Source organism: Gymnodinialimonas ulvae, assembly GCF_037543845.1.
Lineage (GTDB): Bacteria > Pseudomonadota > Alphaproteobacteria > Rhodobacterales > Rhodobacteraceae > Gymnodinialimonas > Gymnodinialimonas ulvae.
On sequence record NZ_JBBIFX010000001.1, the window covers coordinates 982,005 to 1,003,110 of the forward strand.

General features: G+C 63.2%; 20 protein-coding genes. 3 read left to right on the forward strand and 17 right to left on the reverse strand.

Annotated elements, in window-relative coordinates:
- Positions 1 to 420, reverse strand: coding sequence for a response regulator (locus V8J83_RS04700; protein ID WP_339983971.1), 420 nt, complete (start codon positions 418 to 420; stop codon positions 1 to 3).
- A 141-nt stretch (positions 421 to 561) separates the two neighbouring features.
- On the opposite strand from V8J83_RS04700, the gene V8J83_RS04705 reads away from it, so the two are divergent.
- Positions 562 to 1,257: an alpha/beta fold hydrolase gene (locus V8J83_RS04705; protein ID WP_339983973.1), complete on the forward strand. Its 696-nt coding sequence runs from the start codon at positions 562 to 564 to the stop codon at positions 1,255 to 1,257.
- 116 nt (positions 1,258 to 1,373) lie between these two features.
- Positions 1,374 to 2,924 carry a trimethylamine methyltransferase family protein gene (locus V8J83_RS04710; RefSeq protein WP_339983975.1) on the forward strand — a complete coding sequence of 517 codons (1,551 nt, stop codon included), beginning with the start codon at positions 1,374 to 1,376 and terminating at the stop codon, positions 2,922 to 2,924.
- A 35-nt stretch (positions 2,925 to 2,959) separates the two neighbouring features.
- Here V8J83_RS04710 and V8J83_RS04715 read toward each other — a convergent pair whose 3' ends face one another.
- The 11 genes from V8J83_RS04715 to glyA all read right to left on the reverse strand — a co-directional run bounded on the left by V8J83_RS04715 (position 2,960) and on the right by glyA (position 14,887).
- Positions 2,960 to 4,264, reverse strand: coding sequence for an NAD(P)/FAD-dependent oxidoreductase (locus V8J83_RS04715; RefSeq protein WP_339983977.1), 1,305 nt, complete (start codon positions 4,262 to 4,264; stop codon positions 2,960 to 2,962).
- A 20-nt stretch (positions 4,265 to 4,284) separates the two neighbouring features.
- The gene (locus V8J83_RS04720; RefSeq protein WP_339983979.1) at positions 4,285 to 5,778 is read right to left on the reverse strand and encodes an aldehyde dehydrogenase; all 1,494 of its coding nucleotides are present in this window, start codon (positions 5,776 to 5,778) and stop codon (positions 4,285 to 4,287) included.
- 3 nt (positions 5,779 to 5,781) lie between these two features.
- The gene (locus tag V8J83_RS04725) at positions 5,782 to 6,699 is read right to left on the reverse strand and encodes a dihydrodipicolinate synthase family protein (RefSeq protein WP_339983981.1); all 918 of its coding nucleotides are present in this window, start codon (positions 6,697 to 6,699) and stop codon (positions 5,782 to 5,784) included.
- Positions 6,696 to 7,418, reverse strand: a complete 723-nt coding sequence (locus tag V8J83_RS04730) for a GntR family transcriptional regulator (RefSeq protein WP_339983983.1) — start codon at positions 7,416 to 7,418, stop codon at positions 6,696 to 6,698. Before V8J83_RS04730 ends, V8J83_RS04725 begins: the two co-directional genes overlap by 4 nt.
- Before the next feature lie 48 nt (positions 7,419 to 7,466).
- Entirely contained in the window at positions 7,467 to 8,681 is a 1,215-nt protein-coding gene (gene kynU / locus V8J83_RS04735; RefSeq protein WP_339983985.1) for a kynureninase, read from the reverse strand.
- On the reverse strand, positions 8,678 to 9,496 hold the full coding sequence (locus tag V8J83_RS04740) for a tryptophan 2,3-dioxygenase (protein ID WP_339983987.1): 819 nt from the start codon (positions 9,494 to 9,496) through the stop codon (positions 8,678 to 8,680). The genes kynU and V8J83_RS04740 overlap by 4 nt, the downstream gene beginning before the upstream one ends.
- Positions 9,497 to 9,564: 68 nt before the next feature.
- Positions 9,565 to 10,491 (reverse strand): metal ABC transporter permease, encoded by a 927-nt coding sequence (locus V8J83_RS04745; RefSeq protein WP_339983989.1) that lies wholly within the window; start codon positions 10,489 to 10,491, stop codon positions 9,565 to 9,567.
- An 18-nt stretch (positions 10,492 to 10,509) separates the two neighbouring features.
- The gene (locus tag V8J83_RS04750; RefSeq protein ID WP_339983991.1) at positions 10,510 to 11,715 is read right to left on the reverse strand and encodes a metal ABC transporter permease; all 1,206 of its coding nucleotides are present in this window, start codon (positions 11,713 to 11,715) and stop codon (positions 10,510 to 10,512) included.
- Complete coding sequence (locus tag V8J83_RS04755; protein ID WP_339983993.1) at positions 11,715 to 12,509, reverse strand: metal ABC transporter ATP-binding protein; 795 nt, start codon at positions 12,507 to 12,509, stop codon at positions 11,715 to 11,717. Before V8J83_RS04755 ends, V8J83_RS04750 begins: the two co-directional genes overlap by 1 nt.
- Positions 12,510 to 12,516: 7 nt before the next feature.
- On the reverse strand, positions 12,517 to 13,464 hold the full coding sequence (locus V8J83_RS04760) for a metal ABC transporter solute-binding protein, Zn/Mn family (protein WP_339983995.1): 948 nt from the start codon (positions 13,462 to 13,464) through the stop codon (positions 12,517 to 12,519).
- Positions 13,465 to 13,564: 100 nt separating this feature from the next.
- The gene (gene glyA, locus V8J83_RS04765; protein WP_339983997.1) at positions 13,565 to 14,887 is read right to left on the reverse strand and encodes a serine hydroxymethyltransferase; all 1,323 of its coding nucleotides are present in this window, start codon (positions 14,885 to 14,887) and stop codon (positions 13,565 to 13,567) included.
- Between the two features lie 98 nt (positions 14,888 to 14,985).
- Between glyA and V8J83_RS04770 the strand changes: the two genes are divergently transcribed.
- The gene (locus V8J83_RS04770; RefSeq protein ID WP_339983999.1) at positions 14,986 to 15,654 is read left to right on the forward strand and encodes a hypothetical protein; all 669 of its coding nucleotides are present in this window, start codon (positions 14,986 to 14,988) and stop codon (positions 15,652 to 15,654) included.
- 395 nt (positions 15,655 to 16,049) lie between these two features.
- Here V8J83_RS04770 and ugpC read toward each other — a convergent pair whose 3' ends face one another.
- The 5 genes from ugpC to V8J83_RS04795 form a co-directional block, all read right to left on the reverse strand.
- Positions 16,050 to 17,102, reverse strand: a complete 1,053-nt coding sequence (ugpC, locus tag V8J83_RS04775; protein ID WP_339984000.1) for a sn-glycerol-3-phosphate ABC transporter ATP-binding protein UgpC — start codon at positions 17,100 to 17,102, stop codon at positions 16,050 to 16,052.
- 14 nt (positions 17,103 to 17,116) lie between these two features.
- Positions 17,117 to 18,022 carry an ABC transporter permease subunit gene (locus V8J83_RS04780; RefSeq protein ID WP_339984002.1) on the reverse strand — a complete coding sequence of 302 codons (906 nt, stop codon included), beginning with the start codon at positions 18,020 to 18,022 and terminating at the stop codon, positions 17,117 to 17,119.
- A gap of 14 nt (positions 18,023 to 18,036) precedes the next feature.
- On the reverse strand, positions 18,037 to 18,918 hold the full coding sequence (locus V8J83_RS04785; protein ID WP_339984004.1) for an ABC transporter permease subunit: 882 nt from the start codon (positions 18,916 to 18,918) through the stop codon (positions 18,037 to 18,039).
- A 123-nt stretch (positions 18,919 to 19,041) separates the two neighbouring features.
- Positions 19,042 to 20,346, reverse strand: a complete 1,305-nt coding sequence (locus tag V8J83_RS04790) for an extracellular solute-binding protein (RefSeq protein ID WP_339984006.1) — start codon at positions 20,344 to 20,346, stop codon at positions 19,042 to 19,044.
- A 274-nt stretch (positions 20,347 to 20,620) separates the two neighbouring features.
- Positions 20,621 to 20,989, reverse strand: coding sequence for a methylglyoxal synthase (locus tag V8J83_RS04795; RefSeq protein WP_339984008.1), 369 nt, complete (start codon positions 20,987 to 20,989; stop codon positions 20,621 to 20,623).
- Positions 20,990 to 21,106: the final 117 nt, after the last annotated feature.

Genomic DNA, 21,106 nt, shown 5'->3' on the forward strand with positions numbered 1-21,106 from the left:
CTATTCTTCAGCTGGACGCACCAGCAGTATGTCGATCTTTGACAGAAGCTCCCCGGCGCGCACGGGTTTTTGCATCTGGGCCGTCGCCCCGACCTGAACTGCCGTGGTCAGGATCGTCTCCATTCCGGGGTTTTTGAACGTGCCCGACACCGCAAGGATCGGCACACTGCGCTTCGTCGCACTGGTCATCGGCATCCGGCGCAAATATCCGATCAGGCTGATACCCCCATCCGGTGTCGCGCGGCCGTCCAGCTTGACGATAATATCCGTAACAATCAGGTCGAACGGCTCTTGCGTTGCCCGCATAAGCGCCTCGCTGGCGGTGTAGCAGGCAACAACATCATGCCCACCCTCTTCCAGCATTTCCACCATCTGCGCCCTCTGCAGCGCATCGTCCTCCATCACGAGCAAGCGTGCCATTGTCCCTCGTTGCGCCATGCAGGACGCAGATAACCCAAATTGCCGCGGCAGCTTTACTGCGTCATCGATCCATTTGCAAAACCTGTGTGTTCGGATGACAAATCACGCAAGGACACCCATGGCAGGAAGAAGGCCCACCCGATGAACACTCCGCTGCTTTTGCTGCCCGGGATGATGTGTGATGCGCGCCTGTTTCAGCCACAGATCACCGCCTTTTCCGCAAGCCGCCCGGTGATGTGCGCGCCGCTGTCGGGCCGCCGAACCATTGCCGAACTGGCCGCCGACATTCTTGCAGCGGCTCCGCCCCGCTTTGCGCTTCTGGGTCTGTCGATGGGCGGGATCGTTGCGATGGAGATGGCTCGTCAGGCGCCCGAACGGCTGGACCGGATCGCCCTGCTCGACACAAATCCTTTGGCCGAAACACCCGAACGCGCTGCCGCGCGGGAGCCTCAGATCGACGACGTGCGCACCGGCGGCCTGCGCCGGGTGATGCGCGATGAGATGAAGCCCAATTACCTCGCCGACGGACCGAACCAGGGCGCGACCCTCGATCTTTGCATGGCGATGGCGGAGACGCTGGGGCCGGAGGTGTTTGAAGACCAGTCGCGGGCGCTGCAGACCCGCCCGGATCAGACCGAGACGCTGCGCACCCTCGGCATGCCGGCGCTGGTGCTCTGCGGCGAGGCAGACAGCCTATGCCCACTGCATCGACATGAATTGATGCGCGACCTGATCCCCGGTGCGATACTTGAGGTGATCACAGGCGCAGGCCATTTGCCGACGCTGGAACACCCCACAGCGACCAACGCCGCACTGGCCAGGTGGCTGGCGCGCTAGCCTGTCCGCAATAAGGGCGAAGCCCGCGGATGTCGGCCTTGGGCCGTGGAAATTCGGAAACCGGCTAGCCGCGCAGCCACCTGCTGTATACGAAATGTATACAAAGGGAGCCCACGATGTCCGACACGCCCACCCGCACCCGCGCCGGAGGCCGCGCATTGCGCCGCGCGGCGCGGCAGGCCATCGACGTGACGATGCTTCCGGGCTTGGACAACACGCTGCCTTTCACCGAGGTCATGGACGGTGCGCAGGTTGAGCGGATCCACAACGCGTCCATGCATATCCTTGAAAACGTTGGCGTTCAGTTCCGCGACGAGATTGCGCTCGCCGATTGGAAAGCGGCGGGTGCAGATGTGCGGGGCGAGATGGTCCACCTTGACCGGGACTTGGTGTGCGAGCTGATCTCGACGATCCCGTCGACCTTCACGATGCATGCCCGCAACCCTTTGAACAACGTGCCCCTCGGTGGGCGGCGGTCGATGTTCGTGCCGATGACGGGCGCGCCGTTCCTGCGCGATCTGGAGGACAAGCGCCGCAATCCGATGCTCGACGATCTGGCCATGTTCCACAAGCTCAGCCACATGCTGCCCGCGCTGCAATCTTCCGCGCATCACATTGTGGAGCCCTATGACCACCCGATCAGCCAGCGCCACCTGCGCATCACCTATTCGTCGATGAAGCATTCCGACAAGACGTTCATGGGAATGACGACCTCGCCCAAAAACGCCGAGGATGTGATCGACATGTGCCGCATCCTTTTCGGCGCCGAGTTCATGGAAACGCACCCCGTCGTGACCGGCAATTGCAACGGCAATTCGCCCTTGGTTTGGGATGAGACCATGCTTGGCGCGTTGCGGGCGTTTTCACGCGCGAACCAGCCGATCCTGTGCTCTCCGTTCGTTTTGGGGGGTGCGAACACGCCTGCATCGGTGCCGGTCACCGTCGCACAGCTCAACGCCGAGGCGCTCTCTGCACTGGCCTACACGCAGGTCGTGCGCAAAGGCGCGCCTGCGATCTACGGCCATTACCTGTCCACCGTTTCGATGAAGTCCGGCGCGCCGATGGCGGGCACGCCCGAGATCAGCCTGATGAACTTCATGATCGGACAGATGGCGCGGTTCTACGATGTGCCATGGCGCACCTCCAACACGCTTGGCGGGGCCAAGACCTTCGACGCGCAGGCCGGATATGAAAGCGCCCACACCCTGTCGGCAGTGATGCATGCGGGCGCGCATTACATCTGGCATTCGGCGGGTTGGAACGAGGCGGGCATGCATTGCTCGGTCGCGAAATTCGTCGTGGATGCCGAACAATGCGCCATGGCCTACCGGATGGCGGAGGGACCGAAATGGGATGATTTCGACGCCGCGCTTGACGCTGTCGCCGATATCGGGCCAAGCGGGCATTACCTTGGCCATCCGCACACGCAGGAACGGTTTCAGGAGGCGTTTTTCATGCCGGACCTGTTCGACAACAACTCTATCGAGCAATGGGCCGCGGAAGGCTCGGTCGAGATCACCGAACGCGCGCTGAGCTACGCCAAGAAGCTGTTGGCCGCGTATGAGGAGCCGAAGTTGGATGCAGGCGTGAACGAGGCGTTGTTGGATTACATCGCACGGCGGGAGCGCGAAATTCCCGCCGCCGATGCGCTGAACCAGACTCACTGATCAAAAGTCCCCCGTCACGCCGCTCAGCGCGCCTGCTACTCCAACGCCGCGCGGCGTTCTTTCCACCGGATCACGGCATTGCCCACCGCATCGCGAAACGGTTGCGGCGGCAAGCGCGGCGGCGTGCGTTCCGTCGCGAAATGCCGGGTCAGCGCCGTGTCCACACCACAAGCCATTTCCGCGGCGGCGATACCGGTCAACGTGCCGCGCACCGTGCCAAGGCCGTTCTGCACGCAAGCCGAGTACAGGCCCTCGTCAACCTGCCCCGTGACCGACGCGCCGTTGCGCGACAGGCACAAATGCCCGGCCCAGGTGTACTCGGGCGCAAGGCCTGCGAAATCCGGGAACCGCGCGTCAAACTTGGATTGCTGCACCGCCGTGGCGCGCCTCAGATCCCGTTCCGACACCTGCAACCCGGAGCGCAAGCTGGCCACCGTCCGCGTCAGGATGCGGTCACCGCCCTGCGGCCCGTCAATCCGGCGCAGGGACGTGCCCATCGGATCGGACGGCGTGATCCCCCAACGCGGCGCGCCGGACAACGCGCCTTTGGGCAAAACCGGGCTCAGCGCGGCGTAAAGAAACACATGCATCAACCGCCCCCGGGCAAGACCGAAGCTTTCCAGATGCCCGTTCGTCGCAAGGATCACCTCAGGCGCGGCAACGCAGCCCTTGGGCACCTGCACGCGCCAGACATGGCCCATGCGCTTGATGGTGAGCACGGGCGAATGCTCATGCAGCACCGCCTTGCCCGACAGCCCCGCCGCAAAGCCCCGCACATAGCCCGCCGGTTGCAACATCACCGTGCCCGGCGTGTACAGGCCCGAGCGGTAGTAGCGGCTTCCGGTCATCTCCTCCATCGCAGGAGCGTCGAGGGTCTCAAAGGGCTCGCCCAACGCATCAAGGTGGCGGGCGTAGCTTTGGTTTTGCGCATCCGCCGCCGCGCTCACCGCGCCGTTGACCTTGCCGGCCGGGTCGAAAAAATCCGCCGCAATGGCATATTCCGCGACCGCGTCGCGGGCAAACGCGATGGCATGGCGGTTCATCGCAATCTGCGCCTGATCATCGCCCGCGCCCGCATAATCATGGCTCGTCAGCTCATGGGGCAAATCGATCATGAAACCCGAATTGCGCCCCGCCGCGGCCTCGGCGATGGCCCCCGCCTCCAACACGACCACGCGGGCCCCAGGGCGCAGTTGCACAACCCGCCGCGCCGCCGACAGCCCCGCAAACCCGGCCCCGACGATCACGACATCTGCGGTGATGTCCTCTTCCAGCCGGGGATAACTTGGCCCTGGCCCGAGGATGCTGGCCCAGGCCGCTTCCCCGCGGTGATGTGGCAAGCGGCGGGCGTGATATCGCGTCAATCCACAACCTCGTCCACATCGTCGCTCAGGTCGATCCAGATCGTCTTGAGCTGGGTGTATTGGTCATGGGCCTGCCAGCCGTTGTCGCGCCCGCCGAAGCCCGATTGCTTCCAGCCGCCGAATGGGGTGGTGATGTCGCCTTCGCCAAAGCTGTTGACCGTCACGGTGCCTGCTTTGATCGCGCGCGCGCCCCGGATCGCGCGTTTGGCGTTTGCGGTGAACAGGCTCGCGCACAGGCCATAGGGCGTGGCGTTGGCCAATGTGATTGCTTGATCAAAGCTGCCAACCGTCAAGACCGACAGAACGGGTCCGAAAATCTCTTCGGTGGCCTGCACGCTGTCGGCGTCGGTCTCGATACAGGTGGGCGTCACAAAACCGTCCTCGGCCTCGCCCCCGAAAACAACATGAAGATCGCCCGACAAATAGCTGGCAACCTTATCAAAATGCGCCGTCGATACGAGCGCCCCGATACGCGTCTCGGGGTCTAACGGATCGCCGACCGGCCATTCCCGCGCATGGGCCGTGATCCGATCCAGAAGCGGCGCCTTCACGGCCTCATGCACGATCAGCCGCGACGTGGCGGAGCAGTTCTCCCCCATGTTCCAAAACGCCCCGTTGACGATATGCGCCGCGACCCGGTCGAGGTTTTCGGCATCGTCCATTACGATGGCGGGGTTCTTACCGCCCATCTCCAGGACCACTTCTTTTGCATTGCTTTCAGCGGCATAGGAGAGGAACTTCATTCCCGTTTCAGTCGATCCGGTGAACGAGACCATGTCGATATCCATATGCCGCCCAATCGGTTCGCCGACCTCCGGCCCAACGCCCGGCACCACGTTCAACACCCCACGCGGCACGCCCGCCTCCATCGCCAGTTCCGCAAGCCGCAGCGCGGTCAACGGCGTCTCCTCGGCGGGCTTCAAAACCACCGAACAGCCCGACGCCAAGGCCGGGCCAATCTTCCACGCCATCATCAAAAGCGGGAAGTTCCACGGCAGGACCAAACCCACCACGCCGACCGGTTCGCGCACCACCATCGCGATGTGATCATCCGAGGGCGGAGAGATGGAATCGTAAATCTTGTCAATGGCTTCAGCATGCCACTTGATGCAGTTGATCGCCTCGGGCAGGTCCACTGTTTCGCAATCGTAGATCGTCTTGCCGCTGTCGACGCTCTCCATCACGGCCAGCTCGCGCGCGTTGCGCGTCATCAGTTTGACCAGCCGGATCAGCACGTCCTTGCGCTCGGCTGGGTGCAGGCGTGACCAGCGGCCATCCTCGAATGCCTCTCGCGCCTTTTCGACGGCAACATCCACATCCTCCGGCCCGCAGGCGGCGACCTCGGCCACCACTGCACCCGTCGCGGGGTTCACGCTGGCAAACGTCTTGGCGGACGCCGCCGACCGGAACCCGCCGTCGATAAACGCCCCCGTGGGGGGGCTGAGATCCGCGGCCAATGCCCGGTATTCCTGTGCGGTCAAAAGATCCATCGCCTAGCCCTCCGCCTCGATCGCGGCCACGGTGCGTCTGACCACGCTCACGACCTGCTCCAATGCCCGCTTGTCGTCTTTGTTGAGCGACTTGAGCGGTGCGCGCACATCGGTGCAATCGATGCCCTGCATCGTGACGCCATATTTGATCGTCGCCACGAATTTCCCGCCCTGCTCCAACACCCGCATCAACGGCAAAAGCGCCGACATGATGCGGCGGCCCTTGGTGAAATCGCCCTCCACCACGCAAGCCTTGTACAGCGCTACATGTTCGCGCGGCAGGAAATTCGACCCGCCGCACACCCAAAACGGAGCCCCCCACGCGAAGAATTCCAACGCCTGATCGTCCATCCCGCAGCCCAGTTGCATATGGGGATAGTCGCGCGCCAAAAGGTGCACCCGGTTGATATCGCCCGAACTTTCCTTGATCCCGCAGAAATTGCGCGACCGCCCGACCCGGTCGAGGAACTCTTCGCCCATATGCGTGCCGGTGCGCCCGGGGTAATTGTACAGCATCACCGGCAGGTTTGCGGCCCGGTCGATTGCAAGCGCATTAAGCGCATTTTCGCGGTCCGTTGGTACGGCATAAGGCGGCGAGGCCAGAAGAATCGCGTCTGCCCCCATCTCCCGGGCGGCTTCCGCAAGGGCAAGGCTGTCGCTGGTCAGCATCGCGCCAGTGCCCACCACCAGCGGCAAGCGCCCCGCCAAACGGTCCCGGGTAAATCTCGCGATTTCGATGCGCTCCGCGACAGTCTGCGCATAATTCTCGCCGGTCGAGCCGCCCGAGATCAGGCCATTCACCCCAGTCTCGACCAGCCATTCCACCACATCGGCCAGTCGGTCCCAATGGACGCTGCCATTGGCGGCATAGGGCGTGACAACCGGCGTGTAGATGCCGTCAAAACGGATCAGTGGGGTCATGACGCCCCTCCACCGACCTGATCCTCGCCAAGCTCCAGATCCAGCGGGACGGGCAGGACGAAGCGTTCAATCTCGTTGCGGCTCAGTGCCCAATGCGCCTCGGCCAAGGCTGCGGCGGCTTCCTCGTCGCCTACCTCAATCGCCGCGATGATCGCATCATGTTGAGCGGAGGCTTCGGCGAGATTGTCGGCCATTTGACGGTTTCGCGGTTGGTAAAACGTCATCCCGATGCGGGCATGATCGATCAGCAAGCGGTGAAAGGACGGCACCAGATAAACGTTGTGCGCCATCTCTCCGGTGATCTCGTGAAACGCGTTGTTGCTCAGCGCGCGCTCCGCGCCGGAACCTTGACGCAGCGCAGCGGTAAAGGCCTCTTGTGCCTGTTTCAGCTTGCCGATCTGAACGGAAGTGGCGTTGCGCGCAGCCATCCGCAGAATGGCGGAATAGATCATCGGCGCGACAAGAAAGAAATCGCGCAGCGTCGTGTGCGACAAGGCCGCGACCCGCGCGCCCTTGTTCTCGCGAAGCTCCAGATACCCCATCCCGTCGAGATCGCGGAACACCTCACGCACAGGCGTCCGGCTCAATCCGAAACGGTCACACAGGGCCACCTCATCAAGGTCACTGCCGGGATGGTATTCCAATGTGAGAATGCCCGCGCGCAGGTGGTCGGTCAGCGCGGCCTTGCGGGTCTTGGGCGTAAGGGGATCGTGTGTCATGCGGCCGACGCTAGGCCCGAATGCATTCTAAATACAATATGTATTTTCTTACGTGACGCGCTGTCGAGCAAGGTATTCGGGCCGATCCCACAGCCGGTCGCGCAGAATTTCGGCCAGGATCGCAACCGCCGCACGCACATCCGCCTCGTCCAGGTACAGCGGCGTGAAACCGAAGCGCATGATATCCGGCGCGCGGAAATCGCCGATCACGCCGCGCGCGATCAACGCCTGCATCGCCGCATAGCCATGCTCGAAACGGAACGACACCTGCGAGCCGCGCTGTGCTCCGTCGCGCGGACTGGCCAGCGTCAGGTCGGGGCATGCGGCCTCGACTTCCGCGATGAACAGCTCGGACAAGTGCAAGGACGCGGCGCGCAACTCCGCCATATCGACCGCGTCCCAGATCGCCATCGCCTCTTCCAAGGCGGCCATCTGCAAGACCGGCGGCGTGCCCACGCGCATCCGCTCGATCCCCGGCGCAGGTCGGTACTCGAGGTCAAAGGCAAATGGTGCTTCATGGCCCAACCATCCCGCCAGCGCCGGGTCGATCTCATCGGCCAGATCGGGGCGCACGTAGATGAACGCCGGTGCGCCGGGCCCACCGTTGAGGTACTTGTAGGTGCATCCCACCGCAAATTCCGCGTTTGACCCGCTCAGATCCACCGGCACCGCGCCCGCGGAATGTGCCAGATCCCAGATCATCACCGCGCCTGCCGCCTGGGCTTTTTCGGTAATCGCACGCATGTCATGCATCCGACCCGTGCGGTAATCGACCTGCGTGAGCATCACGGCGGCGATATCGTCGGACATCGCCGCCGTGACATCTTCGGGGGCCACGACGCGCAATTCATGGCCCTGATCCAGATGCCGCACCAACCCGTCGGCCATATACAGATCGGTCGGAAAATTGCCGCTGTCAGACAGGATCACCTTACGCTCAGGCCGCATCTGCAACGCCGCCGACAGCGCCTGATACACCTTCAATGACAGGGTATCACCCATCACGACGCTGCCCTTTGGCGCGCCGATGATCCGGCCCACCTGATCGCCGACGCGGCCCGGCTGCGCCATCCAACCGCAAGCGTTCCAGCCCTTGATCAACTGGCCGCCCCATTCATCCGCCATCATCTCCGCGACCCGCGCGGTCACGCCCTTGGGCAGCGGTCCCAGAGAGTTTCCATCAAGGTAAATCACCCCCTCCGGAAGTTCGAAGCGGTCCTTCATAGGCAGCGCGACCTGCGAGACGTGTTTCGGCCAACTCATAGCTGCCCCCTTACATTCCAGAGTTCCGGGAACAGCTCGACCTCAAGCATCCGGCGCAGATATTGCACACCGGACGTGCCGCCCGTGCCCCGTTTGAAACCGATGATCCGCTCAACGGTGGTGACGTGGTTAAAGCGCCAGCGGCGGAAATAATCTTCCAGATCGACCAGCTTTTCAGCCAGCTCATACAGCGCCCATTGCGCCTTGGGGTCGCGGTAGACCCGGGCCCATGCGTCTTCGATCTCCTTGACGGCCCGGTGCGGCGCGTCCAGCGCGGGCTGCGGCAGGGCCGGGTCCAGCTTGGCGATCGCAACCGCATAAAGCGACGGCCGCGTCAGTTCAGCGGCCAACATCGCATGCAGGGCCGGGCGATGTTCATGGACCCGCATCATGGCCGTGTTGCGGTTACCCAGTATGTATTCGATCAACCGATATTGATGCGATTGAAACCCGCTGCTTTCGCCCAGATCTTCGCGAAACGCGGTGTATTCCGACGGCGTCATCGTGCGCAGAACATCCCACGCGCCGTTCAATTGCTCGAAGATGCGCGCCACGCGGGTCAGCATCTTGAACACGGGCGCAAAATCGTCGGACATGAGCGCATCGCGCGCCGCGTTCAACTCATGCAGCGCCAGCCGCATCCAAAGCTCCGAGGTCTGATGCTGGATGATGAACAGCATCTCGTCATGGGCCGCGCTCTTGGGCTGCGCCGCGCCGAGGATCGGGTCAAGCGCGAGGTAGTCGCCGTAGCTCATCGCGCCGTCAAACGACATGCGCGCACCATCATCTTCCGGGTTGTGGGGATCACGGCTCATGGGCGGCAGCCTAGCCTGACGCGGCTCTGTGGCAAGCGGGAAAAACCTGCCCGCTCGTCCGGTGCGGCCTAGCCGCCCACGGCGACGCCCACACGCTGCCGCGCCGGGCCGAACACGCAGGCCAGCGCGAGGATCACGCCCGAGATCGCCGCAACCATCCCGGCCGCCGAGACCGAGCTGTCCGCGCCGATCCAAAGCGGCCCGTAGCCCGCCAGCACGTAGCCGATGATGGCCGAGAGCGTCGCAAACACAACGCTCCACCCGACCTGCGCGCCCAGGCGGTTTGTCATCAAACGCGCGGCAGCCGGCGGGCAGATGAACATCGCGATCACGATGATCGAGCCCACCGCATCAAACGCCGCCACCGCCGCAAGCGCCGCTGCCGTCACCAGTCCCAGGCTGATCAGGTTCACCCGCACACCCATGGCGCGCGCAAAGCCTTCGTCGAAGCTCGCCAGTTTCAGCGGTCGCCAGAACACCAGCGTCAGGATCGCGATGATCAGCGCCGCGACGGCCATACGCGGCAATTCCGGCGGCAGGTGCGACAGCGCGACAGGATCCAGAAGCGAGCCCCAGCCGTCCGCCCGCAGCCAGATCAATTGCTCCAGATTGCCCATCAATGCGTGCTCGACATCGAGGTGAACGCTGGACGTGTCGGATTGCTCCAACAACAAGACCCCGCCCGCGAAGAGCGAGGTGAAGACCACGCCCATCGCGGCACCCGGCTCTATCTTGCCCAAACGGCGCACCGCCTCGATCAGCAGAACCGCCAGCAATGCGGCCCCGCCCGCCCCCAGCATCATCGGCCCCGTCGCCACCGTACCGGTCAAGAGGAAGGCCACCACGATGCCCGGCAAAACCACATGGCTGATTGCGTCGCCGATCAGCGCCTGCCGCCGCAGGATCAGGAAATTGCCCGGCAGCGCGCAGGCGACGGAGGCAAAAATCCCGATCAGGATCGGCGTCAGCGAGAATTGTACGAATTCACTGCCCATGCGACACACCTCCGCCCATCAAGCGGCCCCCTCGGTCACCACATGGCGGTCGATCCACGCGATCTCATCGCCGGTGAACACCTCTTCGATCGGCGTCAGCCCGTCATAGCGCCCGGTCAGTGCGGTGTCCTTGTGCAGCCGCCGCGCGGCGGACCAGCGGCGCTCATCCCGCGCCACCCTTTGACAGGCCGCATGGCCCGCCTGTGTCGCGACGCCGTCGGGGCGCAGAAGTCCCTCGGCGGTCAGGATCCGGATCGTCAGGGGGTCATGGATCGGCTCGTTGCGGGCCAGCGCCAGCAGGCCTTGCCGCCGGTGCACCCGCGCCTGAAACGCGCGCCGCGCCATTACCGCCGCCGCCACGCCGCGGGCGGGCGAAAACAGAAGCGACGCCGCAAATGCCACTGTCGCGACCAGCACGATGATCGGCCCGGTCGGCAACGCAGGCGCAGAGGCCGACACGGCCGCGCCGATCCAACCCGACAGACCGCCGATGCAGCCCGCCACCCAAACCACCGTCTCGGCCCGCTCGGACCAGAACCGCGCGGTCACCGGCGGAATGATCAGCAACGCCACGATCAGGATCAGACCCACGAGCTTGAGCCCGATCACCGTCACGGCCAGAACAACGCCCATCATCGCCAGATCGATACGGCGCACGTCGACACCGCGCGCCGCCGCAAATGCCGGATCGAACGCCACCAGTGTCATCGGCCGCCGCAGCAGCCAGATCGCGCAGACAACCGCGACCCCACCCCCGGCAATCAGCAGCGCATCCTGCATCAACATCCCGGCGGTTGATCCCAAAAGGAAATCCTCCAGCCCCGCCTGACGCCCGCGCGACATGCCCTGGATCACCGTCAAAAGCACCACGCCCGCGCCGAAAAACACCGACAGGACCGCACCGATGGCCGCGTCCTCCGACAGCCGTGTCCGGCGCACTATCCATTCCACGGCCAACAATCCCAGAAAGGCCGAGATGGCCGACCCGGCAAGCAATCCCACAAGCGAGCGGCCATCGCCGCCCAAAGCCACCATGACGATGAAAGCCAGGCCCACACCCGGCAGCGTCGCGTGGGCCACCGCGTCCGAGACCAGCGCGCGTTTGCGGAGAAACAGGAAGCTTCCCCCCGCCCCGGCCGCAAAGCCCAACAGCGTCGCGCCAAGCGTCACCAGCGCCGCGTTATAGCCCGATTGCAGGAACAGCGCGTCGAAAAATCCACCCATCACGCACCTTGCAGGGCAAGCGCGTCGATCTGCATCGCGCCAAGACGCCCGCCATAGGCCTCCGCCAGGGTTTCGGCGGTGAAGGTCGTTGCAACCGGCCCTTCGGCGATGCGGCGCAGGTTCACCAACATGACATGGTCGAAATATTCGCTGACCGTGCTCAGGTCATGGTGCACTGCAATCACGCTGCGCCCCTCCGCCTTCAGCGCCTTGAGCACCCCGATGATCGCCGCCTCCGTCGCCGCGTCGACACCGGCAAACGGCTCGTCCAGCAAGAACAGATCCGCCTCCTGCGCCAGCGCACGCGCAAGAAACACGCGCTGTTGCTGACCACCGGACAATTGCCCGATCTGCCGGTCGGCGAAATCCGCCATCCCGACCCGCTCCAGACAGGCCCGGGCCTGCGCCTTGTGCGCGCCGGTGATGCGCCGCCACAGCCCCACGCTTCCGTAAAGGCCCATCAGGACCACGTCGAGCGCAGTGGTCGGGAAATCCCAATCCACACTGGCGCGCTGCGGCACATAGGCGATCCGGTCGCGCACGCGATCCACATCGCGGCCAAAGACCGCGACATCGCCCGACACTTTCGGGATCAGGCCGAGTGCCGCCTTGAGGAAGGTGGATTTGCCCGCTCCATTCGGCCCGACGATGGCCGACATAGCGCCCGCCGGGAATGTTGCATCCAGCGAGAACAGGGCCGGTTTTTGCCCGTAGCTGACCGTCAGCCCGCGCACCGCCAGCGGGCTGGCGGGATCAAGCGGGTCGGCGGATTGCAAGACGGTCAGCTCGGTCATTGTCATATCAATTCAACGCCAGCGCGCCCTGCATGCCCGCTTCGGGCACCTCGCCGCCCAAAGCGCGGGCAATGGTGGTGACGTTATGGTCGATCATGCCGATCCACGTGCCCTCATAGCTGCCGTCCGGCCCCATCGCGTCCGAGAACAATTCGCCCCCGATGATCACCTCATGGCCTTGAGCGGCAGCCCCCTCGATCAGCGCGCGAATGTTGCGATCCGAGACCGAGCTTTCGACAAAGACCGCGCCGATGTCACGCTCCACCAGCAGATCGACAAGCGCGCCGATGCGTTGCAAACCCGCCTCGGATTCCGTCGAGATGCCCTGAATGCCGACCACGTCGAACCCGTAGGCCGCGCCGAAATAATTGAACGCGTCATGGGCCGTGACCAGCACCCGCGCCTCTTCCGGCACCGTCATTAACACCTGTTCGGAATAGCTGGCCAGCGCAGCGATCTGATCGGCATAGGCGCTCGCGTTGGCGGCGAATTGATCCGCAGCATCGGGATGCACTTCGCTCAGCGTCACACTTACCTGCTGAACGACGCCCGCCCAAAGATCCGGGTCCATCCAGACATGGGGATCGAATTGATCCGCGTAATCCTCCGACCCAATGAGCGTGTCGGGATCAAGCGCTTCGGCTACGGCCACGACCGTATTCGTCTCGGACAGCTCCTGCAGGAAGTCTTCCATTTGCGCTTCAAGGTACAGACCGTGCCATAACACAACGTCGGCGCGCGCCGTCGCCACGATGTCCGAGCGGGTCTGACGATAGGCATGTGGGTCAACACCCGGCCCCATCAGGGCCTGAACATCGACCAGATCCCCGCCCACGACGCGCGCGGCATCGGCGATCATGCCAGTGGTTGCGACCACGGAAAGCTGCTCCTGCGCCAGCGCGGCGGCAGGTAGGATCGCAGTGGACAGGCTCAGGGCTGCAAGTGTGCGTTTCATAGGCAATGCTCCAGGGAAATGCGCCGTCACAGCTGAATATGCGAGGCATTCGCAAGAAGTCAAGAAGTTGCGAATGATTTTCAACTGCGCGTTTTTCGGATCAGGTGATGTAATGCAGGCTCTGGAACCGGGCCCGCATGTCCGCGACCTCCTGGGCCAAACCCTCCGGCGCGTCGCTGCGCAGGGCGCGCGCGATCAGGGACGCCAAATGGGCGGCATCATCCGGCCCCTGCCCGACGCCCCAGCGGACCAGTTCCGGCGTGCCGAAGCGGATCGCGTTCATGTCGCCGGGCACCTCGGCTGCGGGCACGCCAATACCGCAGGCGATCAGGCCCGCTTTATAGAGGTGTTTGGACGCCGCCTGCCCGCCTCCGAAATCGTGGGCCAGCACGGCGAATTGATGGCTTTGGGTGGGGCCATGGGCCGTCTCGAAGACAGGCACGCCTTCGGATTTCAGCGCGTCGGCGAGGGATTGGGCGACCTCGATCATCTTGGCGGCATAGGCTTGGCCGTGCTCGCGCCAGTCCAGCAGCGTGCGCGCCAGGGCTGCGGATTTGGAGGCGTCGAAATTCGCGGTCATGCCGGGGAAGGCGATGGAATCCAGCCGTTCCGCGATCTCGGGCTCGTTGGTCACGATAAGGCCGCCCGCGGGGCCGCCGAGGCTCTTGTAGGTGCTCATCGTCATCAGATGGGCGCCTTGAGACAGTGGATCGGGCCAGGCTTTGCCCGCAAACAGGCCGCATTGATGGGCGGCGTCCATGAGGACCTTGGCGCCGACCTCATCGGCGATCTCGCGGACCTCCGCCACGGGATGAGGCGTCAGGTTGAGGGAGCCGCCAAGCGTGATCAGGGCGGGCTGTGCACGCGTGCACATTTCCTTAAGCCCTTGAATATCCACAGAATACCGATTCTTGTTTACCGGATATTCATGAATTTTGAGGCCGAAAAGACCCGCGCAGCCCGCCATGTGATGGGTCACGTGGCCGCCGATTGCGGCGGGCGGCACAAGGATCGTGTCGCCGGGTTTGCACGTCGCCATGAAGGCATAGAGATTGGCCATCGCGCCGGAAGCCACGCGGATCTCGGCGAAGCAGGCGTTAAAGACCTCCGCGGCCAATTCGGCGGCGATCACCTCGACCTCTTCAATGGCCTCAAGACCCATTTCGTATTTGTCGCCGGGGTAGCCGAGCGAGGGGCGCGAGCCCATGCCGTTGGCGAGAAGCGCCTCGGCGGCCGGGTTCATGACGTTGGTGGCGGGGTTGAGGTTGAAACACCGCGCCTCATGGACGCGCTTGTTTTCGGTGCCGAGCGCTTCGATCCGCGCGGCAATGTCGGCGCTGGCGGCTTTGGTGGTGCGGGCGGCGATGGTTTGGACAAGCGTTTCCGAGGGGGTCGGGACCCAGGGGCGGTGAGCGAGCGTCATGGGGGGGCCTTTGTGCGGTGGTTTGGGGGAGTATGGCGTGCCATAGTGCAGGGAATTATGGCGCCATTTCCAACGCTTCTCTATCGAGTTTCTACTTAATGCTCAAATTTGTATGCCGACTTTGCCGCATATCTCCAATCATCCTTCTGTTGGGATGTAACTCGAGTGATCCGCAAATCGTATTCGGCCTAAACATTGAAGGAACAAGTATCGAGCAGTTCATCTCGACGTTTGATCACGAACTAGAAACTCACATTGTTCTCGAGTGGCTTCCAGGGAACACATCAAGCCTCGACAGGCTTGAGGAGCAATTGGCTCAGTCAATCGTCGATCCCTGTCTTCTCGCTTCGGAAGCTAGTTTAGTGTTGCGGTGGCAAGATGTGCCTGGTGAATATTCTTTTGCCGAGTTTCGCCAGCTTGAAAGCCAAGATGGCATTGCGCGTTGCCAAAGTGGTGACATGTCAGAATTCATATCGGCTAGATCAGCGGATTGGTATCGAGAGCGCATAGAGCCCAACAGAGTGGTATCGCCGATTATCGAACAATATGTCGGCCCCGGTTCCTCAACTGCAGGCGACTACCGAATGTCTGCTAACTTTTCGAGGCCGGGAGTACTGCACTCGATTGAAGTTTTTCGAAGTGTGCCGGTGACTTCGTACGTTGGCCAACAAATACAGAGGCTCTTTCAGAACCCCAACCCAGATCGCCGGACGGAGCCGGTACTGACTTTGTACGTGTCTGGGAATGTTGGATTGCTTTACGATTGAAGCGCGGCACCTAATAGGCTCGTGCGTAATTTGTTTTCGACTGGCCATATGCTGTCATGTTACAACACGCGCAGACAGATATGCCTTCCCCAAAACGGGTTAACAGCGGCGGAACCATTCTCTCGGCGGGCCGGGGTCTGTCGATCTGACGGAAATTCGGATCACTTTATGCCAGCCAAAACCGTCCTCTGCTCATTCGAAGCACCAAGATCAGACAAATCGACAGGCCGCCGGACGGCCCGTCGATAGCGGGGCGGGCCTGCAGCCCGCTGTTAACCCGCTTTGGGGAATGCGCGAATGGCGGGTCTGGTGCGGCTCGCGGGCACCCTACCCTCTCGGCAGACTTTGGCGTGCAAAGTCGCCTGCCGGGCCTCGGTGGGCGCCCGCGCCCCCCTTCACCCCAAACGCCGCCCCTGATCCGCGTCGAACAGGTGCACCGCGCCGGGCTTGAGCGCGAGGCGCATCTCGCCGGTTACGGCCTCCTGATCCTTCGGCACGGCGACGGAGAACGCCTGTCCGGCCATTTGGCCGTGGAGCAAACGCTGCGCGCCCAGTTCTTCTATAATATCAACATTGAGGGTCAGCTCGCCCTGCGGAGACGGGATGATGTCTTCGGGGCGGATGCCGACCTGCACCGGACCGGTGTGGCCGTTGACGCCCGCTTGCGGGACGACATCGCCACCCGGCAGCGTCACGCGCCCCTGCCCCGCTTCGGCTGTCAGAAGGTTCATCGGCGGCGCGCCCATGAACGACGCCACGAAGGTGGAGGCGGGGTGTTCATAGATCTCGTTGGGCGTCCCGATCTGTTCGATATGGCCGTTGCTGAGCACGATGATGCGGTCGGCCATGGTCATGGCTTCGACCTGATCGTGGGTCACGTACATGGCGGTTGTGCCGAGGCGGCGTTGGAGGGCGCGGATCTCAATCCGCATTTGGTTGCGCAGCTTCGCGTCAAGGTTCGAGAGCGGCTCGTCGAACAGGAACAGGTCCGGCTCGCGCACGATGGCGCGGCCCATGGCGACGCGCTGGCGCTGGCCGCCCGACAGTTGGCTTGGCCTGCGGTCGAGGAATTCGGTGAGGTTGAGCATCTCGGCCGCTTCACGCACCTTGGCGGCGATCTGGCCCCTGTCCATGCCGCGGTTCTTCAGGCCGTAGCCCATGTTGCGCGCCACACTCATGTGGGGGTAAAGCGCGTAATTCTGGAACACCATGGCGATGTTGCGGTCGGCGGGGTCGATGTCGTTGACGACGCGGTCGCCGATGGAGACCTCGCCTTCGGTGATGTCCTCAAGCCCCGCGACCATGCGCAACATCGTGGATTTGCCGCAGCCCGAGGGGCCGACAAGCACGCAAAGCTCGCCGTCGGGGATGGTGAAGGTCGAGGCCTCCAGCGCTTCGGCGCCGTTGGGATAGACCTTGCGGACCTGGTTAAGGGTGACTTGTGCCATTTGAATGGTTCTCTCTACTTATCGGATTCCGTGAGGCCCTTCACGAACCAGCTCTGGAAGAAGACGACGATGAGGACCGGTGGGGTCATCGCGATGATGGCGAGGGCGGCGGCCTGCCCGTAGTCCGGTGTCTCGGAGCCGTCGGCGTAGGATTGCACGATTTGCCGGATGCCGCGCACGAGGGTGAAGAGGGACTCGTCGGTGGTGATGAGGGTGGGCCAGAGGTATTGATTCCAGCCGAAGACGAACATGATGATGAACATCGCCGCGATCATGGTCTTGGACAGCGGCACGAGGATGTCGATGAAGAATTTCACCGGCCCCGCGCCGTCGATGCGGGCGGCTTCGATCAGTTCTTCGGGGATCGAGCGGAAGAACTGCCGGAAGAAGAAGGTGGCGGTGGCCGAGGCGATGAGCGGCACGATGAGGCCGGTGTAGGTGTTGCCGAGGTTCATCCAGGAGATCACCTCGTAGGATGGCAGGATGCGCACTTCGAGCGGCAGCAGGAGCGTGGTGAAGATCATCCAGAACGCCAGTGTGGCAAAGCGCAGGCGGAAGTAGACGATGGCATAGGCGGCCATCATCCCGACGATGATCTTGCCGATGGCAAAGCCCAGGCCGAGGATCATGGAATTGGCCAGCATGGTCATGCCGTTCACGCTATCGGTGAAGCCGCCATATTCGAACAGCGCCGCGTTGTAATTGGTGCCCATCTGGTCGCCGAAGCCGAATTGCATGCCGTTGCGGTGGATGGTGATTTCGTCCCAGGAGGAGGTCGCGAAGACCATCCAGACGGGCACGAGCATCAAAAGCGCGCCGGCGATCAGGATCGCGTGGTCGCCCACATGGTCCCAGCGGATGCGCTTGCGGCGGGTGGCCAGCGGGGCGGCGGCGACGCGGGTATCGGTGATATCAGCCATGGTTCAACGCCCCCTCACGTATAGTGGATCCGGCGTTCCAGGAACCGGAACTGCACGATGGTCAGGATCAGGACAAGCACCATGAGCACGACCGATTGCGCCGAGGATCCGCCAAGGTCCTGCCCGCGGAAGCCGTCGACGAACACGCGGTAGACAAGGGTCATCGGGTTGTTGCCGGGCTCGCCCTTCACGATCGTGTCGATGATGCCGAACGTGTCGAACAGCGAATAGGTGATGTTGATGATCAGAAGGAAGAAGCCGGTGGGCGCCAGCAGCGGAAACGTGATGTCCCAAAACCGCGACGTGCCCGACCGGTTGTCGATCATCGCGGCCTCGCGCACGGATTGCGGGATCGCCTGAAGGCCGGACAGAAAGAAGATGAAATTGACCGGGATCTGCTTCCAGATCGACACGGAAATCATCGCAAACGCGGTGTCCCAGTAATTCACGCCGAGGCGGTATTCGATGCCCATCATGCCCAGAAACTGGGTGATGTTGCCGCGCGATTGGTCAAACAGCATCACCCCGATCAGCCCCGCGACGGGCGGCGCGATGGCGTAGACCCACATCAAAAGCGTGCGGTAGGTCTTGGCCCCACGGATCACCTTGTCCGCCTTGACCGCCAGCAAAAGCGCGATCGCAAGGGCGAAAAACGTGACAAGGCCTGTGAAGATCAGCGTAAACCAAGCCGCGTCCATATAATTCGAGGAGGTGGCGAGGCGGGTGTAATTCTCTGCGCCCACAAAGGTCGAGCCGAAGCCGAACGGATCTTCAAGGTAGAACGACGATTGCAGCGCATAGCCCGCAGGCCAGTAGAAGAAGATGGCGATGATCACCAGCTGCGGCAGTAGCAGCAACAGCGGAAAGCCGATGTGCCCGAATGCGGCGCGTTTCACGGATGCAGCCCCCTGAGGTCTGGTCAGTCTAGTCAGTCGATTGGTCGTGTCGTCTTTTTGGGTGGCAACTGGCCGGGGGTCAGAGGCCCCGGCCAGTGCGGTGTTTGCTCAAGTGCGGTGGCGTTAGCCCTGCGTCTGCGCGAAGCGGGCCAGAAGCTCGTTGGCTTCCGCCTCGATGGTCTCGAAGGCTTCGTCGACACCCACTTCACCGGTCAGGATGCGACCGTATTCGCGGTTCATCACGTCACGGATCTGGACGTAGAAGCCCATGCGGTAGCCACGGGTGAATTCACCGGCGGGCAGCTGCAGCTGCTGAACACCCACCTCGGCGGCGGGGAACGTGTCGTAGTGACCGGTCTCTGCCGTGGCCTCATAGGCGGCGGTGGTGATCGGAACATAGCCGGTTTCGACGTGCCAGAAGACCTGGTTGTCGGTGGAGGCGAGGTAATCGAAGAAGGCCGCGGTGGCCTCGTTTTCCTCACCCTCGAAGCCGGACATCGCGAAAAGCGCCGCGCCACCGATGAAGGTTTGCGTGGGCTCGGTCGTCACGGCCTCCCAATAGGGCAACATCGCGGCGGAGAAGTTGAAATCCACACGATCCGCGATCCCGCCGAAGGAGCCCGAGGAGCCGAGCCACATGGCGACTTCGCCGGCTTCAAACGGATCCTGGTTGTCGCCCCAACCGGTGCCGTACCATTCGAAATAGCCCGCGTCCTGCCATTCCACAAGCGCTTCGAAATGCGCGCGGATGGCGGGGTGATTGACCATGATCTCGGTGTCGACGCCGGTATAACCGTTGTCGTTGGAGGCGAATTGCAGGTTGTGGCGCGAGAAGAAGTTCTCGGTGAAGATCCACGGCAGGTGCGATTGCGCCAGCGGGATATAGCCCGCCTCGAGCAGCGCGGGCGCGGTGGTTTCGGCAAATTCTTCCCATGTGGCGGGCGCTTCCACACCGGCCGCTTCCAGCGCATCCGCGTTGTAATACATGATCGGCGTGGAGGAGTTGAACGGCATGCCGATCATCTGCCCGTCGGCATCGGCGTAGAAGTTGCGCACGCCCGAGATGTAATCCTCGCGGTCGAACTCCACGCCGTTGTCGGCCAGAAGCTGCTCCACCGGGATGGTCGCCCCCTGCGCGCCGATCACGGTGGCGGCACCGGCGTCGAAGACCTGCACGATGTTGGGCTGCTCGCCCGCGCGGAACGCGGCGATGGCGGAGGTCAGCGTTTCCTCATAGGTGCCCTTGAAGACGGGCGTCAGGACGTAGTCATCCTGGCTTGCGTTGAAGTTTTCGGCCATCTGGTTGACCGTTTCGCCAAGCTGGCCGCCCATGGCGTGCCAGAACTCGATCTCGGTCTGCGCTTGCGCGGCGGCTCCGGTCAGAAGACCGGCCGCAAGGCCAAGCGAAAGGGTGGTCTTGAGGGTCATTCGTCTCTCCCATTTTCCTGCGCAGCCACAACTGGCTGCTGTTCCGCGACCGCCTGCCGTTGGTCCGGGCAGGTCATGTCGTTGTGTTACGGGGAATGCGGTCCGCGCCCCCCTCGGCGTGTCGCGTGACGCAGACACTACACGGCGCTTGCGCGAACGCAAACGAAATGAAGCGAACCTACCCCAGGCGTGCGGGGCTGGCTATGGGATGAGTCGGTGACACCCATATGACGGATCTTCGCAAAACCGTTACAAAACCGTCACTTGCGCGGCGTCAATCCGCCAGGCAACGGACAATCCCGGTGGCCGTCGCCTCGTTCACGGCCATCAAGGTATCGTAGAGAATGGCCAACCGGATCAAGGATTTGACGTCCACGTCATGGGGCATCGCCGACAACGGATCGACGAAGAAGATCAGCGCATCGAGATCCTCTTCCGCGATCATCGCACCGAGCTGCGCATCGCCGCCCAGGGGCCCGGATTTCAGCGGCGTGATGGCGAGCCCGGTCTCGGCCTTGAGCCGCCCGCCCGTGGTGCCCGTCGCGAACAGGCGGTGCGGAGCCAGCTGCGCCTCGTGGGTCCGGGCCCAGGCGATCAGCGCGTCCTTTTTCTGGTCATGGGCGACAAGGGCGATGGTCTTCATCTGTGATCTCCAATGGGGCCGCACCCGCCGGTGCGCCGTCGCGGGCCTTATCGCCGAAACCCGCGCGACATACGAGAGCGCGCGTGGCCGCGCGACATTCGAGGGCGCGCGACATAC

What these genes read in the sequence shown, in the direction of transcription:
- V8J83_RS04700 (WP_339983971.1), bottom strand. Translation starts at nt 420, where the DNA reads ATGGCACGCTTGCTCGTGATGGAGGACGATGCGCTGCAGAGGGCGCAG.
- V8J83_RS04705 (WP_339983973.1), top strand. Translation starts at nt 562, where the DNA reads ATGAACACTCCGCTGCTTTTGCTGCCCGGGATGATGTGTGATGCGCGC.
- V8J83_RS04710 (WP_339983975.1), top strand. Translation starts at nt 1,374, where the DNA reads ATGTCCGACACGCCCACCCGCACCCGCGCCGGAGGCCGCGCATTGCGC.
- V8J83_RS04720 (WP_339983979.1), bottom strand. Translation starts at nt 5,778, where the DNA reads ATGGATCTTTTGACCGCACAGGAATACCGGGCATTGGCCGCGGATCTC.
- V8J83_RS04725 (WP_339983981.1), bottom strand. Translation starts at nt 6,699, where the DNA reads ATGACCCCACTGATCCGTTTTGACGGCATCTACACGCCGGTTGTCACG.
- V8J83_RS04730 (WP_339983983.1), bottom strand. Translation starts at nt 7,418, where the DNA reads ATGACACACGATCCCCTTACGCCCAAGACCCGCAAGGCCGCGCTGACC.
- kynU (WP_339983985.1), bottom strand. Translation starts at nt 8,681, where the DNA reads ATGAGTTGGCCGAAACACGTCTCGCAGGTCGCGCTGCCTATGAAGGAC.
- V8J83_RS04740 (WP_339983987.1), bottom strand. Translation starts at nt 9,496, where the DNA reads ATGAGCCGTGATCCCCACAACCCGGAAGATGATGGTGCGCGCATGTCG.
- V8J83_RS04745 (WP_339983989.1), bottom strand. Translation starts at nt 10,491, where the DNA reads ATGGGCAGTGAATTCGTACAATTCTCGCTGACGCCGATCCTGATCGGG.
- V8J83_RS04750 (WP_339983991.1), bottom strand. Translation starts at nt 11,715, where the DNA reads ATGGGTGGATTTTTCGACGCGCTGTTCCTGCAATCGGGCTATAACGCG.
- V8J83_RS04755 (WP_339983993.1), bottom strand. Translation starts at nt 12,509, where the DNA reads ATGACCGAGCTGACCGTCTTGCAATCCGCCGACCCGCTTGATCCCGCC.
- V8J83_RS04760 (WP_339983995.1), bottom strand. Translation starts at nt 13,464, where the DNA reads ATGAAACGCACACTTGCAGCCCTGAGCCTGTCCACTGCGATCCTACCT.
- glyA (WP_339983997.1), bottom strand. Translation starts at nt 14,887, where the DNA reads ATGACGCTCGCTCACCGCCCCTGGGTCCCGACCCCCTCGGAAACGCTT.
- V8J83_RS04770 (WP_339983999.1), top strand. Translation starts at nt 14,986, where the DNA reads ATGCTCAAATTTGTATGCCGACTTTGCCGCATATCTCCAATCATCCTT.
- ugpC (WP_339984000.1), bottom strand. Translation starts at nt 17,102, where the DNA reads ATGGCACAAGTCACCCTTAACCAGGTCCGCAAGGTCTATCCCAACGGC.
- V8J83_RS04780 (WP_339984002.1), bottom strand. Translation starts at nt 18,022, where the DNA reads ATGGCTGATATCACCGATACCCGCGTCGCCGCCGCCCCGCTGGCCACC.
- V8J83_RS04790 (WP_339984006.1), bottom strand. Translation starts at nt 20,346, where the DNA reads ATGACCCTCAAGACCACCCTTTCGCTTGGCCTTGCGGCCGGTCTTCTG.
- V8J83_RS04795 (WP_339984008.1), bottom strand. Translation starts at nt 20,989, where the DNA reads ATGAAGACCATCGCCCTTGTCGCCCATGACCAGAAAAAGGACGCGCTG.